The sequence below is a fragment of the Janthinobacterium goodfellowi genome, assembly GCF_051380695.1.
Classification (GTDB): Bacteria; Pseudomonadota; Gammaproteobacteria; order Burkholderiales; family Burkholderiaceae_D; genus Janthinobacterium.
Window position 1 is genome coordinate 1,025,710 of record NZ_JBNYXN010000001.1, and the last position, 25,830, is coordinate 1,051,539.

A 25,830-nucleotide genomic window follows, 5' to 3' on the forward strand; every position below is an offset into this window, starting at 1 on the left:
CAGCAGTGCAGCCGTGCGTGGCAGGCCCGCTATTGAACGGCCACGCTGGCGATGATGGCGTCGGCCGCCGCGCGCACGCGGGCCGAGCGGTTCAGGTCCGCATGCATGACCAGCCACACGTCGTAGCTTTCCGCCCGCTCGGGCCAGATGCGCACGAGCTGCGGGTCGATGTCGCCCAGGTGGGTGGCCAGCTCGGCCACGCCCAGCCCGGCGCGCGTGGCTTCCTGCAGCATGGCCGCCGAATTGACTTCCATGGCGACCCGGGCGTTGGCGACGGGCTCGCCGGCGATCTTCTCTCCATGGCGCGGCGTCACGGACTGGTGGTAGATGACGATGTCGTGGCCGGCCAGCGCCGTGCCGCGCACGGGTTCGCCCCGTTCCGCCAGATAGGTTTTCGATGCGTACAGGCCCAGGCTGCGCTTGACCAGGTGGCGCGAAATGAGGTCTGGGTCGGTGGGGCGCACGCCGCGCACGGCCAGGTCCGCTTCGCGCCGCGTCAGGCTGGCCAGCGCGGGCGCCACGTTGAGCACGATGCGGATGTCGGGGTGGGCTGCGTGCAGCTGCTGCATGGCGCGGATGACGAAATGGCTGGCCATGGTGTCCGTGGTGGCCACGCGCACCAGGCCGGACAGGCGGGTGTCGACGCCCTGCATCTCGCGCTGCAGCTTGTCGGCCGCCCGCTCCATCGCTTCGGCCGCCGTGAGCGCCAGCTCGCCCGCGGGCGTGGGCACGTAGCCCGATGGCGTGCGCAGGAACAGGGTGGCGCCCAGCGAGCTTTCCAGCGCGGCCAGGCGGCGCCCGCACGTGGCCTGGTCGATGCACAGCAGGGCGGCCGCGCCGCGCAGGGTGCCGGCCCGGCCGATGGCCAGAAAGATGCGTGCGTTATCCCAATCCAAGCTGCTTCTCCTATTGCATATGGCGATGCATTTTTGCATCAGTGTGCCGAGTTTATGCCTGTTTACTGCATCGTGCAACGCTCGCATAATGGCGGCCCCGCTGTCCCTGCAAGGAAATATGATGACTGCTTCCCCACCGCGCCGCGCCAGCGGCTTGATCCTGCTGACCCTGGCCTTCGGCTTCGTCATGGCCATGCTCGACGTCACGGCCGTCAACGTGGCGCTGTCCGATATCGCCCTGGACTTGCGTATTCCGCTGACGGGCCTGGTCTGGGTGGTCGACGGCTACACGCTGACGTTTGCCGCGCTGCTGCTGGCCGGCGGCGCGCTGGCCGACCGCTACGGGCCGAAAGCCGTGTACCAGGGCGGCCTCGGTATCTTCATCCTCGGCTCGGTGCTGTGCGGCGCCGCGCCCGACGGGCATTTCTTGACGGCCGCGCGCCTGCTGCAGGGCGCGGGCGCGGCCCTGTTCATGCCCAGTTCGCTGAGTTTGCTCACGCACAGTTTCGACGACGAGCGCGAACGCACGCGCATGCTGGGCGCCTGGTCGGCGCTGGTGGGCGTGGCCGGTGCGTCCGGCCCACTGATCGGCGGCATCCTTGTGCACCAGTTCGGCTGGCGCAGCGTCTTCTGGGTCAACGTGCCGCTGGGCGTGCTGGCCATCGTCATGGCGCAACTGCTCTTGGTGGCGCCGGCGCGCCAGCCGCGCGATCTGTCTCTGTTCAGCCATGCGCTGGGCGTGGCGGCGCTGGCGGGCCTGAGTTTCGTGCTGATCGAAGGGCCCGTGCTGGGCTGGCTGTCGCCCGGCGTGCTGGCGGCGGGCGCATTGACGCTGCTGTCGGCCTGGCAATTGCTGCGGCGCGAGCGCAGCGGCAGCCATCCGCTGTTGCCGCGTGAACTGTTTCACAGCAGCAGTTTCGGCGCGGCCAATGGCGTGGGTTTTTTGATCAATTTCTGCGTGTTCGGCCAGCTGTTTTTATTGAGCCTGTTTTTGCAGCAGTCGGGCGGCGCCGATGCCCTGCAGTCGGGCTTGCGCCTGCTGCCCATGATGGCGGCCTATACGGTGGGGAACTTTATGGCTGGAAGTATTGCGGCGCGTCATGGCACGCGCTGGCCCATGCTGGCCGGCTTGCTGGTGGGCGCCGGGATGGCCCTGCTGCTGATGGGCTTGCGTCCGGGCACGCCGTATGGCTGGCTGGCGCTGGGCACGGCCGTCATGAATGTGGCCATCGGCATCGCCATTCCCGCCATGACGGCCACCGTGATGCGGGTGGCCGGCAAGCGGCATGCGAACAGCGCGGCGGCCGCCCTGAATGCCAACCGCCAGATCGGTGCCCTCGTGGGCGTGGCGTTGATCGGCAGCATCCTGCATATGCTGCCCGACTGGTCGCTGCGCTTGCCGCTGGCCTACGCGACGATCGCCGCCGCGTATGGCCTGGCGGCGGGCCTCGTCTACCGGCACGTGCATGTGCCGAAGGCCGTGGCCGCCGCGTGAGCGCTTACTGTACGCTTATTTTCCGTGCTTGCTGCGCCATTCCACCAGTTCTTCGATGGTGAGGATCGGCATGCCGTGCAGTTCGGCGAAGCGCTCGATATCGTCGCCGCGCATCATGGTGCCGTCCGGGTTCATCAGCTCGCACAGCACGGCGGCCGGATTCAGGCCCGCCATGCGCGACAGGTCGACGGAGCCTTCCGTGTGGCCACGGCGTTCGAGCACGCCGCCGGGCGCGGCGCGCAAGGGGAAGACGTGGCCGGGGCGCACCAGGTCGGCGGGCTTGGCGTCCGGCGCGATGGCCGCGCGGATGGTGGTGACCCGGTCGGCGGCCGACACGCCCGTCGTGACGCCGTCGCGCGCCTCGATCGAGACGGTGAATGGCGTGCCGTAGCGGCTGCCGTTGTCGGGCGACATGGGCGGCAATTCCAGCGCGCTGACGACATCCGTCGGCAGGCACAGGCAGACGATGCCGCTGCATTCGCGGATCAGCAAAGCCATGGTTTCGTGCGTGAGTTTCTCGGCCGACAGGATCAGGTCGGCTTCGTTTTCACGGTCGAAATCGTCGAGCAGGATGACGGGAATGCCGGCGCGCATGGCGGCCAGGGCGGACTGGATGCGACCTTCCAGGTCGTTGGAAAGCAGGGTATAGCTGTTGACTAACATGGTGAAACGCTCCTCGCATAGGCGAAAAACGCTGCAGGGCAAGCGAATAGACGCAACTGGCCGCATCGCCGTGGCGATGGGACATCACACTACTGCACATCTTCTTTCATCCGGACTATACCGTCGGCTCCGGAATCACACCGGATCTGCTGACCTCGCCAAGCGGTGCCTGGAAAGCGCTCGCGGGCTTGACCGTTGCCGGTCTTACCGCCGGTGGGGAATCGCACCCCGCCCCGAAGACGTATTGTTGTGCCGGTCCACATGACCGGCGGCAATACTTTAGCACAACTGACAAAAGCTGGCAGGGTACTGTTGAGTTTGTCATTCGGCAAAGTTGCCCGGGAAAAGCAGTTTTCCCTAAGCTGTTTTTAATGGCGGAAAGACGATTTCAGTGTAAGGTATGCCTACTGAATCTTACCGTTGAGAATACATGAAGCTGAGTAAATTACGCCTGATCTCGGGCGCCGTCTTGCTGGCGTGCGCCTGCATGGCCCAGGCGGAAATCCGTTTGACCGATCCCCTGCCGCTGGCACCAGAAGTTACCGTCGGAAAATTGCCGAACGGCTTGACCTATTACATCAAGAAAAATGCCCGTCCCGCGCAGAAAGTGGAATTGCGCCTGGTGGTCAAAGCCGGCTCCATCCTGGAAGACGACGACCAGCAAGGCCTGGCGCATTTCACGGAACACATGGCCTTCAATGGCTCCACGCATTTCAAGCGCAATGAGCTGATTTCCTATTTGCAATCGATCGGCGTGAAGTTCGGCGCCGACTTGAACGCCTACACGAGCTTCGATGAAACCGTCTACGTGCTGCCGATTCCGACGAACAAGAAGGAAAACCTGGAAAAGGGTTTTCTCGTGCTGGAAGACTGGGCGCATGGCTTGAAATTCAATCCGGCCGACATCAACAGCGAGCGCGGCATCGTGCTGGAAGAGGCGCGCCTGGGCAAGGGCGCCAGCGACCGCATGAACAAGGTGCTGTATCCGAAGCTGCTGAACGGTTCGCGCTATGCGGAACGCATGCCGATCGGCAAGGAGTCCGTGTTAAAGACGTTCAAACCGGAAGCCATCAAGCGTTTCTACAAGGATTGGTACCGGCCCGACCTGATGGCCGTGATGGTGGTGGGCGACGTGGAGCCGAAACAGGCTGAAAAGCTGATCCGGCAGCATTTCGGCAAGCTGAAAAATCCCGCAAAACCGCGTCCGCGCCTGTATGCGGAAGTGCCGCAGCGCTCGCAGACGGAAGCGCTGGTGATCACGGACAAGGAAGCGCCGGACGACTCCGTCTTCATCCGCTACCCGATCCGCGCCGCGCAGGAGCCCGTCACCATCGCCGACTACCGCCGCCAGATGATCGAAAACCTGTATGGCCAGATGCTCAGCGCGCGCATGCAGGAATTGACGCAGCAAGCCAATCCGCCGTTCATCCAGGGCGGCAGCAGCGTGGGCAAGCTGGTGCGCGGCTATGAATCGTTCAGCGCGTATGCCTTGCTGGGCAAGGGCGGCGTGCAGCCGGCTGTCGATGCGCTGGTGCTGGAAGACGAACGGGCGCGCCGCTTCGGTTTCAGCCAGGATGAGCTGGACCGCGCGCGCAAGGACATGCTGCGCAATTACGAGCGTGCGTACAGCGAACGCGACAAATCCGATTCGGCCGGCTTCGTGGCCGAGTATTCGCGCAATTTCCTGGAACAGGAAGCCGTCCCCGGCATCGCCAATGAATTGCTGTACGCGCAGGAACTCTTGCCGCAGGTAACTCTGCAGGAAATCAACGAGACGGTGGCCAAGGTGATTCCCGACCAGCAAAAGAAACTGGTGGTTTTCATGGGCGCCGAGCCGAAAGCGGGCGATGCGGCCTCGACTGTGCCGACGCAGCAGCAATTGCTCGACGCCGTGGCGCAAGCGGAGCGGCAAACCGTCGAGCCGCGCACGGAAAAAGTGCTTGCCAGTAAACTGATGGACGGTCCGCCGGCCGGCGGCAGCATCGTCTCGGAAAAGTTGAACAGCGCTATCGGCGTGACGGAACTGATCCTGGGCAATGGCGTGCGCGTGTTGCTGAAACCGACGGATTTCAAGAACGACCAGGTGCTGATGGGCTCGACGCGCTTCGGCGGCCAGTCGCTGTTCGGCGACGCCGACATCTATAACGCCCGCTATGCCAGCGCCGTGGTCGGCAGCATGGGCCTGAAAGACCTGGCGCCGCTGGACTTGCAGAAAGTGCTGGCCGGCAAGACGGTCAACGTGGGCGCTTCGCTGGGCGAGCTGAGCGAAGGCTTTGGCGGCTCGGCCAGCAGTGCCGACGTGGAAGCCATGCTGCAACTGGTATATCTGTATTTCCATGACGTGCGCAAGGATGCGGGCCTGTACCAGTCCTTCATCGGCAAGCAGCAGGACCTGGCGAAAAACAGCATGGCGCAGCCGGAAGCCGTGTTTTACGATGCCATCCAGCACGCCATGTATGGCGACAACCCGCGTGTCGATGGCGTGCCGCGCGCGGCCGACTTCGACAAGGTGGGCCTGGACCGCTCATTGGACATCTTCCGCCAGCGTTTTTCCAGCGCGCGCGACATGACCTTCATCTTTGCGGGCAGCTTCGAGCTCGACAAGATCAAGCCGCTGATCGCCAGCTACCTGGGCACCTTGCCCGTGGCCGAGGTGGCGCACGCCTACCGCGACGTGGGCATGCGCCCGGTGACCGGGGTCGTCAAGAAGGATATCTACATGGGCAGCGAGCCCAAAAGCACGATTTCCATCACCTTCAATGGCGACGCGGCGTATTCGGACGAGCAAAAGCTGACCCTGCAGGCGCTGGGCGAGGTGCTGAACCTGAAAGTGATCGAAGTGCTGCGCGAAAAGATGAGCATGATCTATGGCGGCGGTTTCGAAACCTCGATGGGCCAGCACCCGTACGGCCATTATTCGGTGGCGCTGAACTTGCCCACGGGACCGGAAAACGTGGACAAGGTGATCGCCGCGGCCTTTGCCGAAATCAACAAGATGAAGGCGGACGGGCCATCCGTGGCGGACCTGGAAAAGGTCAAGCTGAACTGGATCACGCGCCAGCAGAAATCCTTGCGCGAAAACAACTACTGGATGAACCAGCTGATGGGTTCGGTGACGCAGGGGCGCGATCCCGCGCACATCCTGAAGTACGAGCAGCGCGTGCGCGCCATCACGCCGCAAGCCGTCAAACTGGCGGCGCAGCGCTACCTGGACATGCACAATTATGTGCAGGTGGTGCTGTATCCGGAACGTAAAAACGTTGCAACCAAGTAATCTTCATGGTGGAGTTGCCGGGGCGGTGGCGTGCCGAAGCTGTTAAACTGCTGCTAATTGATGTGATATCGCAATTTAACAAGCAAGGAAATACGATGGCGAAGAAAGAAGAACTCGATCCGGAAACCCTGGAGTTGATCAACTGGTGCATCGAGGTCGAAGGCTTCCTCGTGGCCGGCGGCGCCACCGTGGCGCAGGCGCAGGACCACATCGAAGAGCAGGTCGAGTGGTTTACCGACCAGTTCTACGACGGCTTGACGCCGGAAGAGGCGGCCAAGGAAGCCTTGGCCTGACCTTCCAAACACGACTTACAGCGGGCGGTGCCTGCCGGGCACAGCCCGGTAGCGCCGCCCGTTTTGCTTTTCTGAAAAGATTTCCATCGGGCAATTAAATATCTCCTTCACTCCAGGCACCCATGACACTCCGTTCGCGCATTCTCCTCCTGTGTTTCAGCACCTTGCTGGGCATCGTCCTCATCGCTTCCTTCTCCCTGTATTCGCTGCGCCAGACCATGATGGCCGAGCGCGTCGAGCAATTGACGGTGCTGGTCGAACTGGCCAACGCATCCGTGGAAAAGGCATATGCGCTGGAACAATCGGGCAAGCTCACGCGTGAGCAGGCGCAGCAGCAGGCCAAGCTGGCCATCGGCAGCTTCGTCAAGGACGAGATGTATTATTTCGTGCGCGATTTCAGCACGGACTTGCTGTACGTGCACCCGAATGCGTCGCGCATCGGCGTGCCGCAAAAGAACATGAAGCAGTCGGGCGACCGCTACCGCGCCGCGCTGGCCAACAGCCGCATCGGCCTGGTGCAGGCGGACGGCACGCGTCCGGGCGTGCCCGACCCGGTGGCGAAGATGTATGCCGTGGTGAAATTTGCGCCGTGGGACTGGCTGATCGGCACGGGCACGTATATCGATGACATCAACCACAAGTTCTGGGCCCAGGCGGGCGTGCTGCTGGCCATCGGCGGCGCGCTGATGCTGGTGGTGGGCGCCCTGGCGGCCCTGATGCTGCGCCGCATCCTGGCCCAGCTCGGCGGCGAACCCGACTATGCGGCCGCCATCGTGGCGCAGATCGCCCAGGGCGACCTGACCACGCAGATCGATACGCGTCCCGGCGACACGTCCAGTCTGTTGATGGCGATCAAGGCCATGCGCGACAACCTGGCGCACCTGGTGAGCCAGGTGCGCAGCGATGCGGAATCCATTTCCACGGCATCGGGCGAGATCGCTTCCGGCAACCACGACCTGTCGGCGCGCACGGAGCAGCAGGCGGGTTCCTTGGAAGAAACGGCCTCGACCATGGAAGAAATGACCTCGACCGTGCGCCAGAATGCGGACAATGCGCGCCAGGCCAACCAGCTGGCCATTTCCGCCTCGCAAGTGGCGAGCCAGGCGGGCGGCGTGGTGAGCCAGGTGGTCGACACCATGGGCGCCATCAATGCCTCGTCGAAAAAGATCGGCGACATCATCGCCGTCATCGACGGCATCGCCTTCCAGACGAATATCCTGGCCCTGAATGCGGCCGTGGAAGCGGCGCGCGCGGGCGAGCAGGGCCGTGGCTTCGCCGTCGTCGCCAGCGAGGTGCGCAACCTGGCCCAGCGTTCAGCCAGTGCCGCCAAGGAGATCAAGCAATTGATCGACAGTTCCGCCGAACAAGTGGGCGCCGGTGAAAAACTGGTGGCGCTGGCGGGCGAAACGATGGAAAAAGTCGTCTCCAGCGTGCAGCACGTGACCGATATCGTGGCCGAGATTTCCTCCGCCAGCGCCGAGCAGAGCGCCGGCATCGAGCAGATCAACCAGGCCATCGTCGAGATGGATAACATGACGCAGCAAAACTCGGCCCTGGTCGAACAGGCATCGGCGGCGGCGCAAGCGATGAACGAGCAGGCGGCCGGGCTGGCGCAGATCGTCAGCGTGTTCAAGGTGGGCGCCGTGGCGCCGGCCGCGGCGCAGCGGCGCCTGGCGCGCTAGCCGCCTTTTTTCTGTCACGGGGGAACTTATCCCCGGCTCACCTGTCCAAACTTTTTCGTCCGCAATGGATGCACAGAAGAGGTGAGCATGACAGAAGGTTTTTCCTATCACGCGGCATTTGCCCGCAACCTGGGCTGGGTCACGCAGGCGGAGCAGGACAGCTTGCGCGGCAAGCGCGTGGCCATCGCGGGCATGGGCGGCGTGGGCGGCGTGCACTTGCTGACCCTGGCGCGGCTGGGCATCGGCGCCTTCCACATCGCCGATTTCGACACCTTCGATATCGCCAACTTCAACCGCCAGGCCGGCGCCATGGTTTCCACCCTGGGGCAGCCCAAGGTGGCCGTGCTGGCGCAGATGGCGATGGACATCAATCCCGAACTGGGGATTAAACAATTTCCCGACGGCATACACGACAGCAACCTGGCCGAGTTCTTTGCCGGCGTCGACCTGTACGTGGACGGCCTCGATTTCTTCGCCTTCCCCGCGCGCCAGGCCACCTTCGCCACGTGCGCCCGCCTGGGCATTCCCGCCATCACGGCCGCGCCGCTGGGCATGGGCACGGCCGTGCTCAGCTTCATGCCGGGCGGCATGACGTTCGAAGAGTACTTTGGCTGGGGCGACTTGCCCGAGGAAGAGAAGGCCCTGCGCTTTCTCGTCGGCCTGGCGCCGGCCGGCTTGCACGGCCCCTATCTGGTCGACCCGTCCGCCATCAACCTGAAGGAGCGGCGCGGGCCGTCGACCATCATGGGCTGCCAGCTGTGCGCGGGCGCGGCCGCCACGGAAGCCTTGAAAATTTTGCTAAAACGGGGCAAGGTCATGGCGGCGCCGCACGGCGTGCATTTCGACGCCTACCGCAACAAGCTCGTGCATACCTGGCGTCCCGGTGGTAACCGGCATCCGCTGCAACGGCTGGCGATGGCCATCATCAAGCGGCGCCGCGCCGCGCAGGGGGCATAAATGGCGCAAGTACCGCAGATCGCGCAGATCGATTCTGTGCTGGAAAATATCCTCGAACAGGCGCGCTGGGCGCCCAGCGGCGACAACACGCAGCCGTGGCGCTTTGAAGTCGTGGAGCCACGGCACGTGGTCGTGCATGGCTTCGATACGCGCAGCCACTGCGTGTACGACCTCGACGGCCATCCCAGCCAGCTGTCGCTGGGCGCCTTGCTTGAAAGCATGGCACTGGCGGCCAGCTGTCACGGCTTGCGCATGGAAGCGCGCCGGCGCACGGCCATGCCCGAGACCCTGCCCACCTTCGACGTACGGCTGGTTGACAGTCCCGGCATGCTGCCCGATCCGCTGGCGGCCTTCCTGCCGCGCCGCAGCGTGCAGCGGCGCCGGCTCAGCACGCGCCGCCTGCGCGCCAGCGAAAAGGCGGCGCTGGCGGCCAGCTTGCCGCCCGGTTACGGCGTGCAGTGGTTCGAAGGCGGGCGCGCGCGTCTGGCCTGCGCGCGCCTGATGTCCGACAATGCGAAGCTGCGCCTGACCATGCCCGAAGCGCACAAGGTGCACCGCGACGTGATCGAATGGGGCGCGCGCTTCAGTGCCGACCGCATCCCGGAGCAGGCGCTCGGTGTCGACCCGATGACGGCGCGGCTGATGCGCTGGGTCATGCAGAGCTGGCGCCGCGTGGATTTTTTCAATACCTGGCTGGGCGGCACCATTGCCCCGCGGCTGCAGATGGACTTGCTGCCCGGCCTGTATTGTGCCGCGCATTTCGTGCTGCTGGCCGATGCGCCGCCGCGCCATATCGACGATTACGTGGCGGCCGGCCGCGCCATGCAGCGCTTCTGGCTGACGGCCACGCAGCTGGGACTGCAATTGCAGCCGGAACTGACGCCGCTGATCTTTGCCCGCTACGTGCGCGAACGTCGCACCTTTTCACGCACCGATGGCATGCAGGAAATGGCGCAGGAACTGGCCGTGCAATGCCAGGCCGTGCTGGGGGCGGCGGCGGTCGAGCGGGCCGTGTTCCTTGGGCGCATCGGCGCAGGGCCGGCGGCCAGTGCGCGCTCGCTGCGCCGTCCGCTGCAAGACTTGCTGGTGGCGCCCACGGCTGGGCCGTGAGACGTGGCTCCCTGCGCGTCAGCGGCGCCGCCGTGGCGCCAGGGCCAGCGCTGCCAGGCCCGCCGCCAGCAGCGGCAAGGTGCCCGGTAGCGGTATCGGCGTGTCCGTCGGCACATACGCCAGTTCGGAGCTGTTGAGCATGTTCAACACCAGGGTATAGCTGCCCGCCACCAGGTTGTCCGTGACGGCGCCATACTGTCCGCCGCACGTCGTGCCGATGCCCGTGCCCGTGGGCGCGCCGCAGCCGCTGGGGTCATAGGTGAACACGCTGCCGCTGGTCAGCGGCGTTTGCGCGTAACCCGTATTGAGGCTGGCGGCGTCGGCCAGTTCGGTGCCGCCCAGGATGCCGGAGCCCAGGCTGCCGTCGGGTGCCCAGTTGAAGACGATCTGGCCATGTTCATCGATGATGGTAAACGTCAGCGCCATATTCGTGGTGGCCGCCGAGCCCGTGCCGGCCAGGGCATCGAGGTACAGCTGCATGTAGGGCAGGGCCTGGAAGTCGAAGGCCAAGGTGGCGCCCGGTTGGCCGACGACGAAATTGACGGCCATGGCCGTGCTGGAACCGTTGCGTCCCGAGGCGTCGGCGCTGCCGCCGCCCGCGAGGAAGGTTTCCGCCGCATTCACCGTATGCGTACTGGTCGAGCCCGGTGGAAAGGGCGGGATTTGCGAGGTGACGATCTGCGCCTCGCCGCGTGCAAACGAGGCCGTGCCCATGCCTTGCTGCGTAAAATCATTTTCCCCCTTGGTGACGGCGCCGCGCGTCGCTTGCGGCGCATCGATCTCGTTGCTGCCGCCGTGGATGACGCTGCTGCCGTTGAGCGTGGCGGTGGTGCGCGACAGGTCGATGTTGCTGATCAAGGTGGTGGAGCCGGTGGGATTGCTGATGACCAGGCCGAAGACGCTGGTGTACGAATAGCCATAGGCGGCGGCGCTGGCAGTGCCGCTGCCTGCCAGCAACAGCAATGCCAGCAGGACCGTTGGCAACCGGATACAAGAAAATGTAGTCATGAAAATCCTCATCTGCCGGTCGGCCGCGTTGTAAGGAAAACCGACAGGCTTGCCACATAAAAAAGGCGAGGAGACTCCCTCGCCTGTGAATCCCCCCTGTTGCCTGGTTCAGGCGGCAATCTTGCGGCGGCGGGCATAGCCCAGGCCAGCCAGGCCCAGGCCCAGCAAAGCGAGCGTGCCCGGTTCGGGTGTCGCCGCCTGTTTCACCAGGTCCACGCTTTCCACCGCATTCAAGGTCAAGGTGTAGTTGCCGGCCGTTAAAGCATTGCTGACGGCGCTGAAGTTGCTGCCGCAGCCCGTGCCCACGCCCGTGCCCGCGGGCGTGCCGCAGCCGGATGGGTCATAGGTGAACAGGTTGCCGCGCGTCAGGAAATTGGTCGCCAGGCTGGTGTTCAGGTTGGCGCCATCGGTGTTTTCCGTGCCGCCGAAGATGCCCGAGCCGATCACGCCATCGGGCGTCCAGTTGAAGACGGTCGCGCCATTGGCATCGGTGATGGTGAAGGTGACCACCAGGTTGGCCGTCGCCGTGGACAGCACGCCCACGGTGCTTTGCAGGAAGACTTGCATGAAGGGCGATGCCAGGAAGTCAAAGCTCAGCGTCGCCGTGGGTGAGCCGACGACGAAATCGACGGAGAAGCCCGTGGTCGAACCGTTGCGCCCGGACGCATCGGCCGTGCCGGCAGGCCCGTCCAGGTGGGCTTCGGCGACGTTGACGGCCTGGGTGGAGGTGGAGCCGGGCGGGAACGAGGGGAACTGCGTGCTGACGATCTGCGCATCGCCGCGCGAGTAGTTGCCGGCGGGGCCTTGCTGCGTGAAGTCGTTCTCGCCCTTGGTCACGGCGCCGACGTTGGCGCGCGGCGCGTCGAGCGAGCCCGCGCCGCCGTTGATGACGCTCACGCCGTTCAGGGTGGCCGTGCTGCGCGAGATGGTGGTGCTGTTGGCCACCGTGATCTGGCCCGTCGGCACGGCGATCACCAGGCCGAAGATATTGTTGTAGGAATAGCCGTAGGCGCCCGCTTGTGCGCTACCGGCCGCGCACAGCATGGCCAGTGTCGCAACCGCCGGGAGCAGTTTCAGTTTAGAAAGTTTCATGTCATTCACCTCGTGGTTGAGTGAGTTTGGAAGTCTTGCCTGAGTCCTGTCGGCAGGTGCTCATGGCCAGTACCTAGCGACTTCCATGCCAACGCATGAGGTTCTTTTGAAATCAATGACTTGGCGTGCTTGTGTTGACGTGGTGCAGGTGTTGCCGGATGCGGTGTAAGAAAAACCGACGCCGCCGCTCAACGCGGCCCGTCTTGCGGCAAGGAGCCCAGCAGGGCGTGCAGATGGGGCAGCAGGCGTTGCCCTGGCACATAGTCGCGCATGGCCGTGGCCAGTTGGCGCGCCGCCAGCCTGGCCCGGCCATCGTCGAGCATGCGCGTGGCGGCATGGCGCAGGGTGGTTTCCTGGAAACGGTCGGCGCGCAGCAGCAGTCCTGCGCCAGCGCCCGCGATGCCGTGCATGTTGAGGAATTGATCGAGGTTGCCGGCGATGCCAATGACGGGCACGCCCGCCGTCAGCGCCTGCTGGCTGGTGGGGCTGCCGCCGTTGCAGATCACCAGGCTGGCGCGGCGGGCGGCCGCGTCGCCAGGTAAAAAGGGCGCGACATAGGCATTCGGCGGCACGGCATCGACGCGGATGGTGCCGGCCGTGGCCGCCAGCACGGTGACGGGCAGGGGCGCCAGCGCGCGCAGCACGTGCGGCAGCAATTGCCCCTGGCCCGAGCTGCCCAGGGTGACATAGATGATGGGGCGTCCGCTGCTCAGTTCCGGGCGCTGCCACCAGTCCGGCAAGTCGAGCGGCGGCGCCCAGATGACGGGGCCCAGGTAGTCGTGCGTGGGCGGCATGGCGTGCGGCGGGAACAGTTGCGGAATATCCGCGTACAAGGTGCGGTCGGCATCGGTGTAGATGCGCCGCAGGTCGCCGCCCAGTGAGGGCAGGCCATGGCGGCGGCGCACGCGGTTCAGGGGCACGGCGTGCGAGGCGAAGGCCAGCGGGCGGATCAGGCGGAACAGGGGATCGGCCAGCCAGATGGGCAGCACGCTCGTCAGGGGCAGGCTGGGCACCGTGTAGTGCTGGCGCACCCAGGGACTCCAGTAGGCGTTGCTGAGGGTGATGTAGGGAATGCGCTGCAGGCGCGCGCTGACGGACAGCGACAGGCGGAAGTCGCCGATCACCAGGTCGGGCTGGACGGCATTAAGCAGGCGCAAGTCGTCTTCCACGTACGCGTGCAGGGTGCTTTCCGTGTAGACGGGCTTGCCGTGGGCCAGCGCTTGCAGGAATTGCAGCGACGAAATGCTGTCGATGCGCCAGCGCCGGAAGGCGACTTGCTTGAAACAAAAATCATAGCCATCGGCGCAGGCAAAATGCACTTCGTACTCTTCCTCGGCCAGGCCCTGGGCCAGGCTCAGGGGGCGGCCAACATGGGCCAGGGTCACTGCCTCGGCCATGAATAAGATTTTCTTGCGCGCCATCGTGTGGGGATCGCTTGCACTCGTATCGTAGGGGATGCTTCTCAAGTTGGAGCGGCGCCGCGCCGTTTAGTTCCCGAGGCATGCCACAGGCGGGCGCCGGGCATTTGCGGCATCGGCTACAGTGGGGCAAAAGGAGGCCACCATGCAGCCACGATTCCGTCTTGCCCCGCTGCGTGCGCACAGCACGCCCGAACCCGATATGCCGCCACCGCCGGAAGGCGATCCTCTCGCGCCGCCGCCGGAACAGCCGCCGCACATCGACCCCGTGCCGGTCGAGGAGCCGACGCCGCCGCCACCGCCCGTCAAGATGGGATAAGCGGCAGGCTGCGTGCCGCGCCAGCTGCCGCCGTGTGGTTTATTTCCAGTCGGAAATGGAACCCATGCGTGGCGGTATCGCCACGCCATTTAAACAACAAAAACACTAATAAATGTTGCCGAGTGGATACAAATCAAGCACGAACTGCCGAGTGTCATGCGGCCGTCACGATTCTGTTCTTATAATGAGACATCATAAAAATTCTTGTACAGGAGACCATCATGGGCAATTCCTTGCATAACAAAATCTACCTGGGCCGTCGCCCTGTGATCACCAGCAAGAACCTCGCAGCGCTGGCACTGGCGGGCGCCGTGGCTGGCTGCGGCCTGGCCTGGCTGCTGCTGCGCAGCTACAAATAAGCGCCGTCTTGCCCGTGTTTCAGCCGCCTGGCCGCATGGCGGGCGGCGGCAGATTCACGTTGCCTGTTGCCGATGCGCAGCGGGGCGCGTACCATGGGGGCCGAACACCTGGCCTTTTATGGAAAAGCAATGAAGAACGAGAAATTAACAACCGATGAATATGACGCGCTGGAGCAAGTTGCACGCGGCATCAAGACCGAGCGCCCCAGCGCTTGCGTTGCCCGCAATGCCAAGCGCCTGTCCGGCCTGAAGCTGCTCAGCTATGCACGCGATGGCCGTCTGTCCATCACCGACAAGGCGCAACAACTGCTGTTCCTGCGCCGCTGCATCATGGGCTTGCGCGCCGTGGCCGCCGATCCGCTGACCAAGCTGGACACGGAAGTGGCATATTTCCTGGGCAAGAAAGCCCACATCGTGGCGCGCGCCGAAGGCGAGGGCCACGATATTTCCGACAAGGGCCGCGAATCGCTGGCCGACATCGACACCCTGGGACTGTAACAGCCTGTCCCGGTAACCGGCCCCAGTGGCCGGTTTTCACATTCCCCTCACTTTTATTTCCCCTTGGAGAACACTTTGGACAGCGCGATGAACTGGTCGGCCCACGAACTGACGATGACGGTCTTGATGACGCCCGATATGGCCAACTTTTCCGGCAACGTGCACGGCGGCACCATCCTGAAATATCTCGACAGCGTCGCCTACGCCTGCGCCAGCCGCTATTCGGGCAGCTACGTGGTGACCTTGTCCGTGGACCAGGTGATGTTCCTGCAGCCTATCCACGTGGGCGAGTTGGTGACGTTCCTGGCCTCGATCAATTACACGGGCACGACGTCGATGGAAGTGGGTATCCGCGTGGTAACGGAAAACATCCAGCAGCGCCTGGTACGCCACGCCAACAGCTGCTATTTCACGATGGTGGCCGTGGACGCCAACCGCAAGCCGGTGGCCGTGCCGCCGCTGGTGCTCGAGACGCCGGAGCAGCATGCGCGCTTCGAGCAAGCCAAGCTGCGCAAGCTGTCGCGCCAGAAAGTGTCGAAGAAGTAAACGCAATCGGCATAAAAAACGGCCGCCAGATCGCTCTGGTGGCCGTTTTTTTATTGCCTGCCGCCTGCTGGCGGCATGGCGCCGTGATTAACGGTCGCCGTAGCTGCGGCGTGCGCCGTCGGTGCTGCGCGGGTTGGAACCCTTGTAGCCGCCGCCGGTGCTCGGTGCGCCGTCCTTGCGTGGTGCGCCCGGCTTGCTGAACGTGCGCTGGCCTGGCTTCGCGCCGCCGCGGTTGTCGCCTGGTTTCCAGCCGCCTGGACGGGCGCTCGAACGTGGTGCCGATGCCGTTTTCTTCGGCTCGAAACCTTCGATGACATTGACCGGGATCAATTGCTTGGTGAAGCGTTCGATACGCTTGACGTTCATGCCTTCAGCGTGGTTCACCAGCGAGATGGCCAGGCCATTGCGGCCAGCGCGGCCGGTACGGCCGATGCGGTGGACGTAGTCTTCCGGGAACTTCGGCAGATCGTAGTTGAACACGTGGGTAATCGTCGGCACGTCGATACCGCGGGCGGCAACGTCGGTGGCAACCAGCACCTTGACCTGGCCGCGGCGCATGCCGTCCAGGGTGCGGTTACGCGCGCCCTGATGCATGTCGCCGTGCAAGGCCGCAGCCGAGAAACCGGCGATGTTCAGACGGTCGGCGATGGTGTCGGCGTCACGCTTGGTGGCGGTGAACACGACAGCCTGGTCCAGGGTTTCATCGCGCAGCAGGTGATCCAGCAGGCGATTCTTGTGCGACAGATCGTCGACGAAGTGGACGCGCTGGGTGATGTTTTCATGCTTGTTGCTCGAGCTTGCCACCTGGATGACCAGCGGGTTTTTCGTGATGCGACGGGCCATGTTGCCGACCACGCCATCGAGCGTTGCCGAGAACAGCATCGTTTGACGGCCTTCCGGCGTCGCTTCGACGATCTTTTCGATGTCGTCGATGAAACCCATGTCCAGCATGCGGTCGGCTTCGTCCAGCACCAGGATTTCCAGTTGCGAGAAGTCGATCTTGCCCGAATCCATGTGGTCGATCAGACGGCCAGGGGTCGCGACCAGAATCTCAGGATTCTTGGCCAGCAATTGCATCTGTTTCGGGTAAGGCATGCCGCCCAGGATCGACACAGCCTTGATGCGGCGGATGCCGGTGCTGTACTTGTCGGTATTGGTGGTCACTTGCAGGGCCAGTTCGCGCGTTGGCGTCAGCACCAGCATTTTTGGCTGGGCAGCCTTGAAGCGTGGACGCTCGCCGCGGGCGCGCGATGCTTGCATTTCCTGGTTTGGCGTCTTGCCGGCAGCGCTTTGTTCGGCGCTGGCCAGTTTGTGCAGCGACGGCAGCATGAAAGCTGCGGTCTTGCCCGAACCGGTCTGCGACGAGACCAGCAGGTCACGGCCTTCAATCGCGGCTGGAATCGCTTGCGACTGTACCGCGGTTGGCGCGGTGTAGCCCGATTCGGTCAGAGCGGCGATGATGGACGGATGCAGGCCTAAGGATTCAAATGTCATTCTTTTCTTTCGTAAAAATCAGCGTTCTTGCAAAAAGCAGAACGCAAAATAGCAACGCCAACCAAAACGAAATGACTCAACTAGAAAGAAATTTCGGCACAAAAGCTTTGCGCCGGGACGGTGTCAGGTGCGACACACAAGGCGGGAGGGCTTTATAAGCGGCATCCTGTGGATGCGCTAAGGCTTGCGAAGCTGCTAAGTTTGTAGTGCATGACTGCGGTGTTGCCATCGCTTCAAGGGAACATATTGCAGCGCACAACGACACTATACCGTATTTGCCGCCGTTTTGCACGGCCTAAATGGGAAGAAACCGGGAAGTAAGGCAAGTCCTACCACGTTTTGTCGGTGTTTCCTATCTGATATCAGTATAAATACGTAGGTTTCGTCCGTTTAGTTGAGCATGGCCACGATGTCGGCGGGCAGCGGCGGCGCCTGTTGCGTTTCCCTGGCCAGATTGATTTGCCGGGTGACCTGCGCCAGTTCGACCAGGCTGCGTTCCAGCCGATACGTTCCCTTTGCTTTCAGCCACGCCAGTACGTCGGCCAGGTGCCAGATGGTGGCGCTGCCCTCATGCACGGGCACGGGGAAGCTGTGGCGGTGCTTGTTCATCAGCTTGTGCAGGTTTTGCCGGGACAGGCCCAGTACCTGCGCCACATCCGTCAGGCCCACGAAGTCGGGCGCGGCCTCGACCAGCACGGCCTCGGGCACGATGGCCTTGACGTCGGCCAGGGCGCTGAGCAGCGCTGCGTTGGCATTGCTGGCCTCGCGCGTGAATTCCAGCGCCAGGCGTCCCGCTTGCCCGATGCCGGCCAGGGCGTCGTCGCAGCCGCCGCCGCCCAGGCGCTCGGCCAGCGCGTCGAGGTCGGTTTCGTGGTCGGGCAGGCGGTACTTGAGCGTAAAGATGTAATCCATGATGGCTATCCCTTGCGTTGCATGCAGTCGTGCATCAGCTTGTTGAAAGTGCAATTATCTACCACCCGACGGATCGCCCGCGCGTGGTTGCCGGGATTTTTCGGCGTGCTCCAGATGCAGGCGATGCAGAATTCGCCGCAGCGGCAGCCACCGTCGTTGTAGGGACAATATATCTTGCCCCAGGCATGGCTGCCGCCCGTTTCCACGCGCCAGCCCTGGCTTTCCGCGTGGCGCAGCGCCGCTTCGATTTCCTTCTTCGGATGCGGGGAGCGCGCCATGTGATGCCTCCAATGTAGGTCGATAATTCACGGTTGTCAAGTGACAACCGAAGAATATCGGCCATCACCGCCTTACTCTACTTCGGGATTGACGGCCATCACTTGTGAAAAGCCGCCATCGACGTAGGTAATCTCGCCCGTGATGCCCGACGCCAGGTCGGACAGCAGGAAGGCTGCCGTGTTGCCGACTTCTTCGATGGTGACGTTGCGGCGCAGCGGGGCGTGCTCGGCGACGAAGCCCAGCAACTTGCTGAAATCCTTGATGCCGGAGGCGGCCAGGGTCTTGATGGGGCCGGCGGAAATGCCGTTGGCACGGATGCCGCGCGGGCCCAGCGACTCGGCCAGGTAACGTACGGATGCTTCCAGCGACGCCTTGGCCAGGCCCATGGTGTTGTAGTAGGGCACGGCGCGCACGGCGCCCAGGTAGGTCAGGGTCAGGATCGACGCGCCCGGCTGCAGCAGGGGCAGGGCGGCCTTGGCCATGGCGGGAAAACTGTAGGCGGAAATGTCGTGCGCGATGCGGAAGCTGTCGCGCGACAAGCCGTCGAGGAAGTCGCCCGCGATCGCCTCGCGCGGCGCGAAACCGATGGCGTGCACGAGGCCATCCAGATGTTCCCAGTGCCGGGCCAGGTCGCTGAAGACGGCGCTGATCTGTTCATCGCTGGACACGTCGCAGTCGAACACCAGTTCGCTGCCGAATTCGGCCGCAAACTCCGTGATGCGCTCCTTGAAGCGTTCGCCCACGTACGTGAAGGCGAGGGTCGCGCCTTCGCGGTGGCAAGCCTTGGCGATGCCATAGGCGATGGAGCGGTTCGACAGCAAGCCCGTGATGAGGATTTTTTTGCCTTGCAAGAAAGCCATGACGACTCCTGTCTGGATAGGTGGGGCGGATGTGCAACCGGCCGCGACAGCAATGCTGTGGCGGCCGGCGAGGTAGCTCTATACAGATCAGGCGATCAGTGTCGGGCCTTGGCGCGGTGGTTGCCGCCGCGCTGGATGCGTGGTTTCACCAGGGAAATTGGCGCGGCCTGCACCTTGCCGCCCTTGGCAGCGCGGCGCAGTGCTTTGGCGGCCCGTTCAGGACGGTCCGCTTCCAGCAGCATGGTGGCGCTGTCGGCGATTTCCTGGGTGATGTCGTTATTCATCGTGGCCGAGGTTTTCGGCACGAGGATGGTCGAGCCCGCGCGCAGGCTGGTGCGCTGGGGAATGTTGTTGGCCTGGCGCAGCACGTCGGCCGTGGTGCCGAATTTCGACGCCAGGGTTTCGATGCGTTCACGCGCATTGGTGATCTTGTGCGTGGTCCAGCTCGACAATGCATGGCCCCATTGCGCCAGGTTGGTGGTGAACTTGGCGGCGTTTTCCTGGGGCAACAGAATCTTGGTCTTTTCGCCGCCGATGATGACGGGGCGGTTAAATTGCGGATTCAAGGCCTTGAATTCATCCATCGACAGTTCGGCCAGCTGGGCGGCGACGGTGATGTCGATGTCGCTGGTTTTGTCGATGGCCGTGAAGTAGGGCTGGTTGTCGACCACGGGCAGGGTCAGGCCGAACTGGGCCGGATTGGCGATGATGTTTTTGACCGCTTGCAGCTTGGGCACGTAGTTGCGCGTTTCGGCCGGCATCAGGTCGGCCAGGCTTTCGAAGTCGGTCGGTTTGCCCAGCGCCTGGTTTTTCTTGATGGCGCGCTGCACCGAGCCTTCGCCCCAGTTGTAGGCGGCCAGGGCCAGTTGCCAGTCGCCAAACATGTCATACAGGCGCTGCAGGTACGTCAGGGCCGCATCGGTCGAGGCCAGCACGCCGCGGCGCTCGTCCTTGAACATGTTTTGCTTGAGGTTGAAATCGCGCCCCGTGGCGGGCACGAATTGCCACATGCCGGCCGCATTGGCGCTGGAAAACGCTTGCGGGTTGAAGGCGGATTCGATGAACGGCAGCAAGGCCAGCTCCGTCGGCATGCCGCGCTTTTCCAGTTCCTGCACCACGTGGAAGATGTAGCGCGAGGCGCGCGCCGTGGTGCGGGCGATGTAGTCGGGGCGGGTGGCGTACCAGTTGACGTGGTTGGCGACCAGCTGGTTGTTGATGTCGGGAATCGCATAGCCGCTGCGGATGCGGCCCCAGACGTCGGCTTCGCGCAGCGGATCGGAATTGTCGCTGAGGTTTTTCAGCAGACGGTCGGTCTTTTGCAGGCGGTTGTCGAGGGTGGGGAGTTTCGCCGTGACCTGGGCGGTCATCGGGATCAAGGCCGGCGTGGTGGCGGCGACTGGCGCGTTATCGCTCTCAACACCGGCTTCGTACGCCTGGCTGAGGGCGGGCGCAAGCGCCAGGGCCAACGCCGCCAGGACGATAGATTTAAAGGAGTTTTCGTGCATAGTGTTCCATTGTTGTCGTCGGAGAAACATCGGACAGACCCATGATCAAGCTGCGAGTGTACGTATATCCACATGCCGGAGTCAAGAATTATGTCAGCATGATGACAGGAAATAAGCGGCAATAAGCAGGAAACGGCTGGGTTTCCATTCGCAAATGCTGTCATTATTGCAAATTTAATTTGCCCAATGCGTGATTCGGCCGCTGTTATAGCATACATGGCGTGGAGGCTGGCGCAAGCTTGGCAGCGGTCCGGTATGAGACTGCGCAAAGAGTGCGTACAATTTGGCTTTGGCCGGCCATTCGGCTGCCGGCCGCCTTATTGATAGAGAGTCAAGTATATGAACACCCCGCCGCGCCACGACGACGACAACGCCGTCATCATCGCCAATACCGTCGCCTGGCTGGAAAAGGCCGTGATCGGCCTGAACCTGTGCCCGTTCGCCAAGGCCGTGCACGTCAAGAAGCAGATCCGCTATGTCGTGTGCGAATCGAGCAATCCGGAAGATTTGCTGGCAATGCTGATGGACGAGCTGCAAACCCTGGCCGACACGGACCCCGAGCAGATCGACACGACCCTGCTGATCCACCCGTACACCCTGAACGATTTCCTCGACTACAACGAGTTCCTCGATGTGGCCGACGCGGCCGTGGAAGACATGCACCTGGCCGGCGAACTGCAGGTGGCCAGTTTCCACCCGAATTACCAGTTTGCCGAGACGTTCGAGGACGACATCAGCAACTACACCAACCGCTCGCCCTACCCGACGCTGCACTTGCTGCGCGAAGACAGCATCGAGCGCGCCGTCGAGGCATTCCCGGAAGCGTCCGAAATTTTCGACAAGAATATTGCCACGCTGGAAGCGTTGGGCGTCGAAGGCTGGGAAAAACTCGGCTTGCCGAAGGTATCCTGATGGGTGACAAGGAATTGCCGCCGCGTCCAGACACGCCCTGCGTGGCTGTGTGCTCGACGACCTTCGATGAAATCTGCCGCGGCTGCGGCCGCACCGTGGTGGAAGTGGCCCACTGGGTGTCGATGACGGACGAGGAGAAGGAAGTGGTGTGGGTGCGCATCCTGGCGCAGGGGTATCCGCGCCGGAATACTTAAATAGCGACGCAATAGAGCAATATCAAGCGGTATTACTCCAAAGCGTCGACGCTTAAGCAAATCGTAGCGAGCGGCGATGATTTGTGGCTAAGAAGCGCAGCCGTACTTTAGTACGGCGAGCATCGCAGGCCGCAAAGCGCGCCGCGCAGTAGATTTGCTTATGCGTCTCAGAAACTGCCGATAAAATCCTTCTTGCCCACTTCGATGCCATTGTGGCGCAGGATGTCGTACGCCGTCGTCGCGTGGAAGAAGAAGTGCGGCAGCGCGTAGTGGAACAGATAGGTCTGGCCTGTGAAATGCTTGGTCTTTTCGCCGCTGCCGGTGGTGATGGCGCGCGTTTCGCTGCCGTCGATGTCCGCTTGCGGCAGGCTTTCCAGGAAGGCGATGGTTTTCACGATGCGCGCTTTCAGTTCCGCAAAGCTCTGTTCGCTGTCTTCATACGGCGGCACGGCCACGCCGGCCAGGCGCGCGCCGCAGCCTTTGGCGAAGTCGGTGGCGATCTGGATCTGGCGCACGAACGGCAGCATGTCCGGGAATAAACGGAATTGCAGCAGGGCGTTCGGGTCGATTTTCTTGTCTTGCGCGTGCGTTTCCGCCTTGTCCAGGATGGCGGCCAGGCTGCCCAGGATCTGTTTGAAGACGGGGATCGAAGCGGAGTAGATGGAGAAGGTCATGGTGGTTCCTCTAGGTAAAGTGGCGCGATGATAGCAAGCCGCGCGCTTTTCTGCTGGCGCCGCCCGGGCGCGCCGGCCCACGTGTGGTTTTTCAAGCCTGTCTATATAGCATGACCTGGATGCCGACACGTGTTTATTGGTGACTTTCCCCGCTTTTTCCATGCATAATTGCTCTTGAAAAAGTTTCTTCCCGCCTTGTCACCTGAATTCCCCTGTAAAGTTCGATGATCGCCCGCCTGATCCCTGTTGCCCTGTTGCCGCATGTTTAATTCACCTTACCAGCGCCTGCGCGCCAGCCTGCGCGTGCTGTACGGCTCGTCGATCTATGGCGCCCTGCTGCTGGTGGTGTTTGGCGGCCTGGTCGTGCCCGCCATCTTCGGCAGCTATGTGCTGGTCGGCGTGCATGAACGCCAGTCGGCGCGCACCAGTCTGAACGAGGCCTTGCAGCGCAATGCCGACATCCTGGCGCTGGGCATGCAGGAGTCGCTGTGGAACATGAATGCGGAATCGGCCCATTCGCTGGTCGAATCGGTGATGCGCGACCGCGCCGTGCTGCTGGTGAAGGTGCTGGGGCAGGGCGACACGGAATTCATCCGCCTGCAGGCGCCGCAGCGGCCCGTGGGCAATCTGTACCGCGCCGAGCGCGATATCCTCGTGCGCGGCGAACGCATCGGCCACATCGTCGTCGAGATGGACGACGCGCGCAGCCAGCAGGAGCTGCGCGAAAAGCAGATCTCCTATATTTTCGTGCTGGGCGCGCAGCTGGCCGTGTCGATGGCGCTGATCGTGCTGTTCCTGAACCGCCGCCTGCTCAAACCCTTGCGCCGCCTGACGCGCTTTTCCGACCGCCTGTCGCACGGCGATTTCGACACGCCGTTGGCCTCGCACAGCAATGACGAGCTGGGGCGCCTGACGGCCCAGCTCGAGCAAATGCGCGCGGCCATCGGCCAGCTGTTCGAGGACGTGGGCCAGCGCGAAGAACGTTTCCGCACCATCGTCACGCAGGTGCCGGGCGCCGTCTTCCGCTACCGGCCCGACGGTCCCATCGATTTCGTCAGCGATGCCATCGAAGAGATTTCCGGCTATTCGGCGCGCCAGTTCATGCGCGGCACCACGCATGCCTGGGTCGACCTGATCTGTCCGGAAGACCGCCGCGAGCACCGCCGCGCCGTGCGCCAGGCGGTGGCCGACGTGCGGCCGTATGCGCTGGAATACCGGATCGTCGACGCTTTCGGCATCGAGCGCTGGGTGGCCGAAAATGGCCAGCCGCAGGCGGGCGAGCAGGGCGTCATCTGGGTCGATGGCATCATTGCCGACATCAGCCAGCGCAAGCACCACGAGATGCGTATCGAAGCGTTGCTCACGGAACAGAGCGCCATTCTCGACAACGTGATGTTCGGCGTGATGTTCGTGCGCCACCGCCGCATCATTTCCGTCAACCGCCGCTGCGAGGAGCTGTTTGGCTACGGCCATGCCGAGATGACGGGCAATTCGACCGCCATCGTGTTCATGACCTCGTATGACTTCGAAGAGGCGGGCGAGCGCCAGTATCCGGCCCTGGCGACGGGCGCCGACTTCAGCGAGGAGCGCCAGTACAAGCGCCGCGACGGCAGCCTGTTCTGGGCGCTCGTCAGCGGCTGCGCGCTCGATCCGCTGCGCCCGAACGAAGGCAGCATCTGGGTGTATGCCGATATCACGGCGCGCAAGGAAGCGGAGGAAAAGCTGCGCCTGTCGGCCACCGTGCTCGAACACATCGCCGACGGCGTGATGGTGGTCGATGCCAGCGGCATCATCGTCACCGTCAATCCCGCCTTCACGCAGATCACGGGTTACAGCGAGGCGGAAGCGCTGGGCCGGCATTCTTCGCTGAACCGCTCGGCACGCCATGACACAGAATTTTACGAGGCCATGTGGAACGAGCTGAAGTCCAGCGGCTTCTGGCGCGGCGAAATCTGGCACCAGCGCAAGAACGGCGAAGTCTACCTGGAGTGGCTGACCATCAGCGCCGTGCGCGACGCGCGCGCCGACACGACGCATTACGTGGGCGTGTTCAGCGATATCACGCTGGTCAAGGAGTCGCAGGAAAAGCTCGACCACATGGCCCACCACGATCCGCTGACGGCGCTGCCGAACCGCCTGCTGTTCCACGACCGCCTGCAGCACGCGCTGCTGCGCGCCGCGCGCGACCAGGAGCAGCTGGCCGTGCTGTTCATCGACCTGGACCGCTTCAAGAACGTCAACGACACGCTGGGCCACCATGTGGGCGACGAATTGCTGCAAAAGGTGGCCGGCCAGCTGGCGGCCCGCCTGCGCGAAGGCGATACCCTGGCGCGCCTGGGCGGCGACGAGTTCATCGTGCTGCTCGAGGGCGTCGACGGCGAGTATGGCGCGACGCAGGTGGCGGAAAAGCTGATGACCATGTTCGACCAGCCGTTCACGGTGGCCGACCACGAGCTGTTCGTCACCTGCAGCGTGGGCATCAGCCTGTATCCGGACGATGCGCTGGACTTGAACATGCTGATCCGCAACGCCGACGTGGCCATGTACCAGGCCAAGGCGCGCGGGCGCAACGGCTACCGCTTCTATGCGCCGTCGATGACGGGCGAAGGCGTCGAGCGCCTGCGCCTGGAAACCTTTTTGCGCCGTTCGCTGGAAAAGAACGAGATGTTCCTCAATTACCAGCCGCAGGTGGAAATCGACACGGGCCGCCTGGTCGGCGTCGAAGCGCTGGTGCGCTGGAACCACCCGGAACTGGGCCTGGTGCCTCCCGCGCGCTTCATTCCGCTGGCCGAGGACAGCGGTTTCATCAACCAGCTGGGCAAATGGGTGCTCGACGAAGCGTGCCGCCAGATGATGCGCTGGCAGGCGCAGGGCTTGCACGTGCCGAAGATGGCCGTCAACCTGTCCGTCAAGCAGTTCGAGCGGGGCAGCATCGCCGGCATGGTGGCCGACATCCTGAAGGAAACGGGCCTGGAGCCGCAGCGGCTGCAGCTGGAAGTGACGGAATCGGTGATCATGAACACGGGCGATGCCTTGGGTTTCATCAACGATTTGCACGCGATTGGCGTGGGCCTGGCCATCGACGATTTCGGCACCGGCTACTCGTCGCTCGCGTATCTGAAGCAGCTGCCCGTGCAGACCCTGAAGATCGACCGCTCCTTCATCAAGGATATCTCGACGGACGTCAACGACGAGGCGATTGCGATTGCCATCATCCAGCTCGGCAAGAGCATGCAATTGTCCGTCATCGCCGAAGGCGTGGAGACGGAAGAGCAGGCGGCCTTCCTGCTGCGCCACGGCTGCAAGCTGGCGCAAGGATATTTTTATAGCCGCCCGGTGCTGGCACAGGATATGCTGGAGCGCTGGATCGATCACTCACCTCTATAAAGG

At 63.4% G+C, this 25,830-nt stretch carries 24 protein-coding genes and 1 riboswitch; of the genes, 13 read left to right on the forward strand and 11 right to left on the reverse strand.

Translation table 11 applies throughout. The annotated features are described in order from the left end of the window. Positions 1-29: 29 nt before the first annotated feature. Positions 30-896, reverse strand: a complete 867-nt coding sequence (locus ACQ4WQ_RS04670; protein ID WP_326459417.1) for a LysR family transcriptional regulator — start codon at positions 894-896, stop codon at positions 30-32. A 118-nt stretch (positions 897-1,014) separates the two neighbouring features. On the opposite strand from ACQ4WQ_RS04670, the gene ACQ4WQ_RS04675 reads away from it, so the two are divergent. Next, the gene (locus tag ACQ4WQ_RS04675) at positions 1,015-2,391 is read left to right on the forward strand and encodes an MFS transporter (protein WP_436495005.1); all 1,377 of its coding nucleotides are present in this window, start codon (positions 1,015-1,017) and stop codon (positions 2,389-2,391) included. A gap of 15 nt (positions 2,392-2,406) precedes the next feature. Here the strand turns inward: ACQ4WQ_RS04675 and ribB are convergent, their stop codons facing one another. Continuing rightward, the gene (ribB, locus tag ACQ4WQ_RS04680) at positions 2,407-3,054 is read right to left on the reverse strand and encodes a 3,4-dihydroxy-2-butanone-4-phosphate synthase (protein WP_326459415.1); all 648 of its coding nucleotides are present in this window, start codon (positions 3,052-3,054) and stop codon (positions 2,407-2,409) included. A gap of 94 nt (positions 3,055-3,148) precedes the next feature. Next, positions 3,149-3,299: riboswitch (FMN riboswitch) on the reverse strand. Between the two features lie 185 nt (positions 3,300-3,484). Here ribB and ACQ4WQ_RS04685 point away from each other — a divergent pair. The 5 genes from ACQ4WQ_RS04685 (at position 3,485) to ACQ4WQ_RS04705 (ending at position 10,370) form a co-directional block, all read left to right on the forward strand. Further along, positions 3,485-6,328 (forward strand): M16 family metallopeptidase, encoded by a 2,844-nt coding sequence (locus ACQ4WQ_RS04685; RefSeq protein ID WP_326459414.1) that lies wholly within the window; start codon positions 3,485-3,487, stop codon positions 6,326-6,328. Between the two features lie 95 nt (positions 6,329-6,423). Further along, on the forward strand, positions 6,424-6,621 hold the full coding sequence (locus ACQ4WQ_RS04690; protein WP_010399555.1) for a hypothetical protein: 198 nt from the start codon (positions 6,424-6,426) through the stop codon (positions 6,619-6,621). Between the two features lie 122 nt (positions 6,622-6,743). Continuing rightward, on the forward strand, positions 6,744-8,303 hold the full coding sequence (locus tag ACQ4WQ_RS04695) for a methyl-accepting chemotaxis protein (protein WP_326459413.1): 1,560 nt from the start codon (positions 6,744-6,746) through the stop codon (positions 8,301-8,303). Between the two features lie 87 nt (positions 8,304-8,390). Then, a complete protein-coding gene (locus ACQ4WQ_RS04700) occupies positions 8,391-9,260 on the forward strand; it encodes a ThiF family adenylyltransferase (RefSeq protein ID WP_436495008.1) in 870 nt (289 codons plus the stop codon). Further along, positions 9,261-10,370 (forward strand): nitroreductase family protein, encoded by a 1,110-nt coding sequence (locus tag ACQ4WQ_RS04705; RefSeq protein WP_326459411.1) that lies wholly within the window; start codon positions 9,261-9,263, stop codon positions 10,368-10,370. A gap of 18 nt (positions 10,371-10,388) precedes the next feature. Here the strand turns inward: ACQ4WQ_RS04705 and ACQ4WQ_RS04710 are convergent, their stop codons facing one another. The 3 genes from ACQ4WQ_RS04710 to ACQ4WQ_RS04720 all read right to left on the reverse strand — a co-directional run bounded on the left by ACQ4WQ_RS04710 (position 10,389) and on the right by ACQ4WQ_RS04720 (position 13,867). After that, complete coding sequence (locus tag ACQ4WQ_RS04710) at positions 10,389-11,378, reverse strand: EDSAP-1 family PEP-CTERM protein (RefSeq protein WP_436495010.1); 990 nt, start codon at positions 11,376-11,378, stop codon at positions 10,389-10,391. 108 nt (positions 11,379-11,486) lie between these two features. Then, complete coding sequence (locus ACQ4WQ_RS04715) at positions 11,487-12,470, reverse strand: EDSAP-1 family PEP-CTERM protein (RefSeq protein ID WP_326459409.1); 984 nt, start codon at positions 12,468-12,470, stop codon at positions 11,487-11,489. A gap of 188 nt (positions 12,471-12,658) precedes the next feature. Next, positions 12,659-13,867, reverse strand: a complete 1,209-nt coding sequence (locus ACQ4WQ_RS04720) for a glycosyltransferase (RefSeq protein ID WP_436495013.1) — start codon at positions 13,865-13,867, stop codon at positions 12,659-12,661. 166 nt (positions 13,868-14,033) lie between these two features. On the opposite strand from ACQ4WQ_RS04720, the gene ACQ4WQ_RS04725 reads away from it, so the two are divergent. From ACQ4WQ_RS04725 to ACQ4WQ_RS04740, 4 genes are all read left to right on the forward strand, one after another. Then, positions 14,034-14,207, forward strand: a complete 174-nt coding sequence (locus ACQ4WQ_RS04725; protein WP_436495015.1) for a hypothetical protein — start codon at positions 14,034-14,036, stop codon at positions 14,205-14,207. A gap of 221 nt (positions 14,208-14,428) precedes the next feature. After that, a complete protein-coding gene (locus tag ACQ4WQ_RS04730) occupies positions 14,429-14,566 on the forward strand; it encodes a hypothetical protein (protein WP_170840448.1) in 138 nt (45 codons plus the stop codon). A 129-nt stretch (positions 14,567-14,695) separates the two neighbouring features. Further along, complete coding sequence (locus tag ACQ4WQ_RS04735; protein WP_070223908.1) at positions 14,696-15,064, forward strand: hypothetical protein; 369 nt, start codon at positions 14,696-14,698, stop codon at positions 15,062-15,064. Positions 15,065-15,151: 87 nt separating this feature from the next. Then, on the forward strand, positions 15,152-15,610 hold the full coding sequence (locus ACQ4WQ_RS04740) for an acyl-CoA thioesterase (RefSeq protein WP_034750191.1): 459 nt from the start codon (positions 15,152-15,154) through the stop codon (positions 15,608-15,610). A gap of 87 nt (positions 15,611-15,697) precedes the next feature. Here ACQ4WQ_RS04740 and ACQ4WQ_RS04745 read toward each other — a convergent pair whose 3' ends face one another. The 5 genes from ACQ4WQ_RS04745 to ACQ4WQ_RS04765 form a co-directional block, all read right to left on the reverse strand. After that, on the reverse strand, positions 15,698-17,104 hold the full coding sequence (locus ACQ4WQ_RS04745) for a DEAD/DEAH box helicase (protein ID WP_077406752.1): 1,407 nt from the start codon (positions 17,102-17,104) through the stop codon (positions 15,698-15,700). A 390-nt stretch (positions 17,105-17,494) separates the two neighbouring features. Then, the gene (locus ACQ4WQ_RS04750) at positions 17,495-18,016 is read right to left on the reverse strand and encodes a helix-turn-helix transcriptional regulator (RefSeq protein WP_326459405.1); all 522 of its coding nucleotides are present in this window, start codon (positions 18,014-18,016) and stop codon (positions 17,495-17,497) included. Positions 18,017-18,021: 5 nt separating this feature from the next. Continuing rightward, the gene (locus tag ACQ4WQ_RS04755; protein ID WP_326459404.1) at positions 18,022-18,294 is read right to left on the reverse strand and encodes a hypothetical protein; all 273 of its coding nucleotides are present in this window, start codon (positions 18,292-18,294) and stop codon (positions 18,022-18,024) included. Positions 18,295-18,366: 72 nt separating this feature from the next. After that, entirely contained in the window at positions 18,367-19,155 is a 789-nt protein-coding gene (gene fabI, locus ACQ4WQ_RS04760; protein WP_436495018.1) for an enoyl-ACP reductase FabI, read from the reverse strand. Between the two features lie 95 nt (positions 19,156-19,250). After that, the gene (locus ACQ4WQ_RS04765; RefSeq protein WP_326459402.1) at positions 19,251-20,660 is read right to left on the reverse strand and encodes a transglycosylase SLT domain-containing protein; all 1,410 of its coding nucleotides are present in this window, start codon (positions 20,658-20,660) and stop codon (positions 19,251-19,253) included. A gap of 339 nt (positions 20,661-20,999) precedes the next feature. Here ACQ4WQ_RS04765 and ACQ4WQ_RS04770 point away from each other — a divergent pair, with 339 nt between their 5' ends. After that, complete coding sequence (locus ACQ4WQ_RS04770) at positions 21,000-21,572, forward strand: DUF1415 domain-containing protein (protein ID WP_101484633.1); 573 nt, start codon at positions 21,000-21,002, stop codon at positions 21,570-21,572. Then, on the forward strand, positions 21,572-21,766 hold the full coding sequence (locus ACQ4WQ_RS04775) for a DUF1289 domain-containing protein (RefSeq protein ID WP_070223900.1): 195 nt from the start codon (positions 21,572-21,574) through the stop codon (positions 21,764-21,766). The genes ACQ4WQ_RS04770 and ACQ4WQ_RS04775 overlap by 1 nt, the downstream gene beginning before the upstream one ends. Before the next feature lie 167 nt (positions 21,767-21,933). Here the strand turns inward: ACQ4WQ_RS04775 and ACQ4WQ_RS04780 are convergent, their stop codons facing one another. Beyond that, positions 21,934-22,440, reverse strand: a complete 507-nt coding sequence (locus ACQ4WQ_RS04780) for a DUF1993 domain-containing protein (RefSeq protein WP_071322895.1) — start codon at positions 22,438-22,440, stop codon at positions 21,934-21,936. A gap of 261 nt (positions 22,441-22,701) precedes the next feature. Between ACQ4WQ_RS04780 and ACQ4WQ_RS04785 the strand changes: the two genes are divergently transcribed. Continuing rightward, complete coding sequence (locus tag ACQ4WQ_RS04785; RefSeq protein WP_436495021.1) at positions 22,702-25,827, forward strand: sensor domain-containing protein; 3,126 nt, start codon at positions 22,702-22,704, stop codon at positions 25,825-25,827. Positions 25,828-25,830: the final 3 nt, after the last annotated feature.

Excerpts from the sequence above, each read along its gene's own strand:
- ACQ4WQ_RS04765 (WP_326459402.1), bottom strand. The coding sequence starts at position 20,660 with ATGCACGAAAACTCCTTTAAATCTATCGTCCTGGCGGCGTTGGCCCTG.
- ACQ4WQ_RS04675 (WP_436495005.1), top strand. The coding sequence starts at position 1,015 with ATGATGACTGCTTCCCCACCGCGCCGCGCCAGCGGCTTGATCCTGCTG.
- ACQ4WQ_RS04725 (WP_436495015.1), top strand. The coding sequence starts at position 14,034 with ATGCAGCCACGATTCCGTCTTGCCCCGCTGCGTGCGCACAGCACGCCC.
- ACQ4WQ_RS04720 (WP_436495013.1), bottom strand. The coding sequence starts at position 13,867 with ATGGCCGAGGCAGTGACCCTGGCCCATGTTGGCCGCCCCCTGAGCCTG.
- ACQ4WQ_RS04690 (WP_010399555.1), top strand. The coding sequence starts at position 6,424 with ATGGCGAAGAAAGAAGAACTCGATCCGGAAACCCTGGAGTTGATCAAC.
- ACQ4WQ_RS04785 (WP_436495021.1), top strand. The coding sequence starts at position 22,702 with ATGTTTAATTCACCTTACCAGCGCCTGCGCGCCAGCCTGCGCGTGCTG.
- ACQ4WQ_RS04755 (WP_326459404.1), bottom strand. The coding sequence starts at position 18,294 with ATGGCGCGCTCCCCGCATCCGAAGAAGGAAATCGAAGCGGCGCTGCGC.
- ACQ4WQ_RS04750 (WP_326459405.1), bottom strand. The coding sequence starts at position 18,016 with ATGGATTACATCTTTACGCTCAAGTACCGCCTGCCCGACCACGAAACC.
- ACQ4WQ_RS04685 (WP_326459414.1), top strand. The coding sequence starts at position 3,485 with ATGAAGCTGAGTAAATTACGCCTGATCTCGGGCGCCGTCTTGCTGGCG.
- ACQ4WQ_RS04710 (WP_436495010.1), bottom strand. The coding sequence starts at position 11,378 with ATGACTACATTTTCTTGTATCCGGTTGCCAACGGTCCTGCTGGCATTG.
- ACQ4WQ_RS04705 (WP_326459411.1), top strand. The coding sequence starts at position 9,261 with ATGGCGCAAGTACCGCAGATCGCGCAGATCGATTCTGTGCTGGAAAAT.
- ACQ4WQ_RS04695 (WP_326459413.1), top strand. The coding sequence starts at position 6,744 with ATGACACTCCGTTCGCGCATTCTCCTCCTGTGTTTCAGCACCTTGCTG.
- ACQ4WQ_RS04700 (WP_436495008.1), top strand. The coding sequence starts at position 8,391 with ATGACAGAAGGTTTTTCCTATCACGCGGCATTTGCCCGCAACCTGGGC.
- ACQ4WQ_RS04745 (WP_077406752.1), bottom strand. The coding sequence starts at position 17,104 with ATGACATTTGAATCCTTAGGCCTGCATCCGTCCATCATCGCCGCTCTG.
- ACQ4WQ_RS04775 (WP_070223900.1), top strand. The coding sequence starts at position 21,572 with ATGGGTGACAAGGAATTGCCGCCGCGTCCAGACACGCCCTGCGTGGCT.
- ACQ4WQ_RS04740 (WP_034750191.1), top strand. The coding sequence starts at position 15,152 with ATGAACTGGTCGGCCCACGAACTGACGATGACGGTCTTGATGACGCCC.
- ACQ4WQ_RS04730 (WP_170840448.1), top strand. The coding sequence starts at position 14,429 with ATGGGCAATTCCTTGCATAACAAAATCTACCTGGGCCGTCGCCCTGTG.
- ribB (WP_326459415.1), bottom strand. The coding sequence starts at position 3,054 with ATGTTAGTCAACAGCTATACCCTGCTTTCCAACGACCTGGAAGGTCGC.
- ACQ4WQ_RS04770 (WP_101484633.1), top strand. The coding sequence starts at position 21,000 with ATGAACACCCCGCCGCGCCACGACGACGACAACGCCGTCATCATCGCC.
- ACQ4WQ_RS04715 (WP_326459409.1), bottom strand. The coding sequence starts at position 12,470 with ATGAAACTTTCTAAACTGAAACTGCTCCCGGCGGTTGCGACACTGGCC.
- ACQ4WQ_RS04780 (WP_071322895.1), bottom strand. The coding sequence starts at position 22,440 with ATGACCTTCTCCATCTACTCCGCTTCGATCCCCGTCTTCAAACAGATC.
- ACQ4WQ_RS04735 (WP_070223908.1), top strand. The coding sequence starts at position 14,696 with ATGAAGAACGAGAAATTAACAACCGATGAATATGACGCGCTGGAGCAA.
- fabI (WP_436495018.1), bottom strand. The coding sequence starts at position 19,155 with ATGGCTTTCTTGCAAGGCAAAAAAATCCTCATCACGGGCTTGCTGTCG.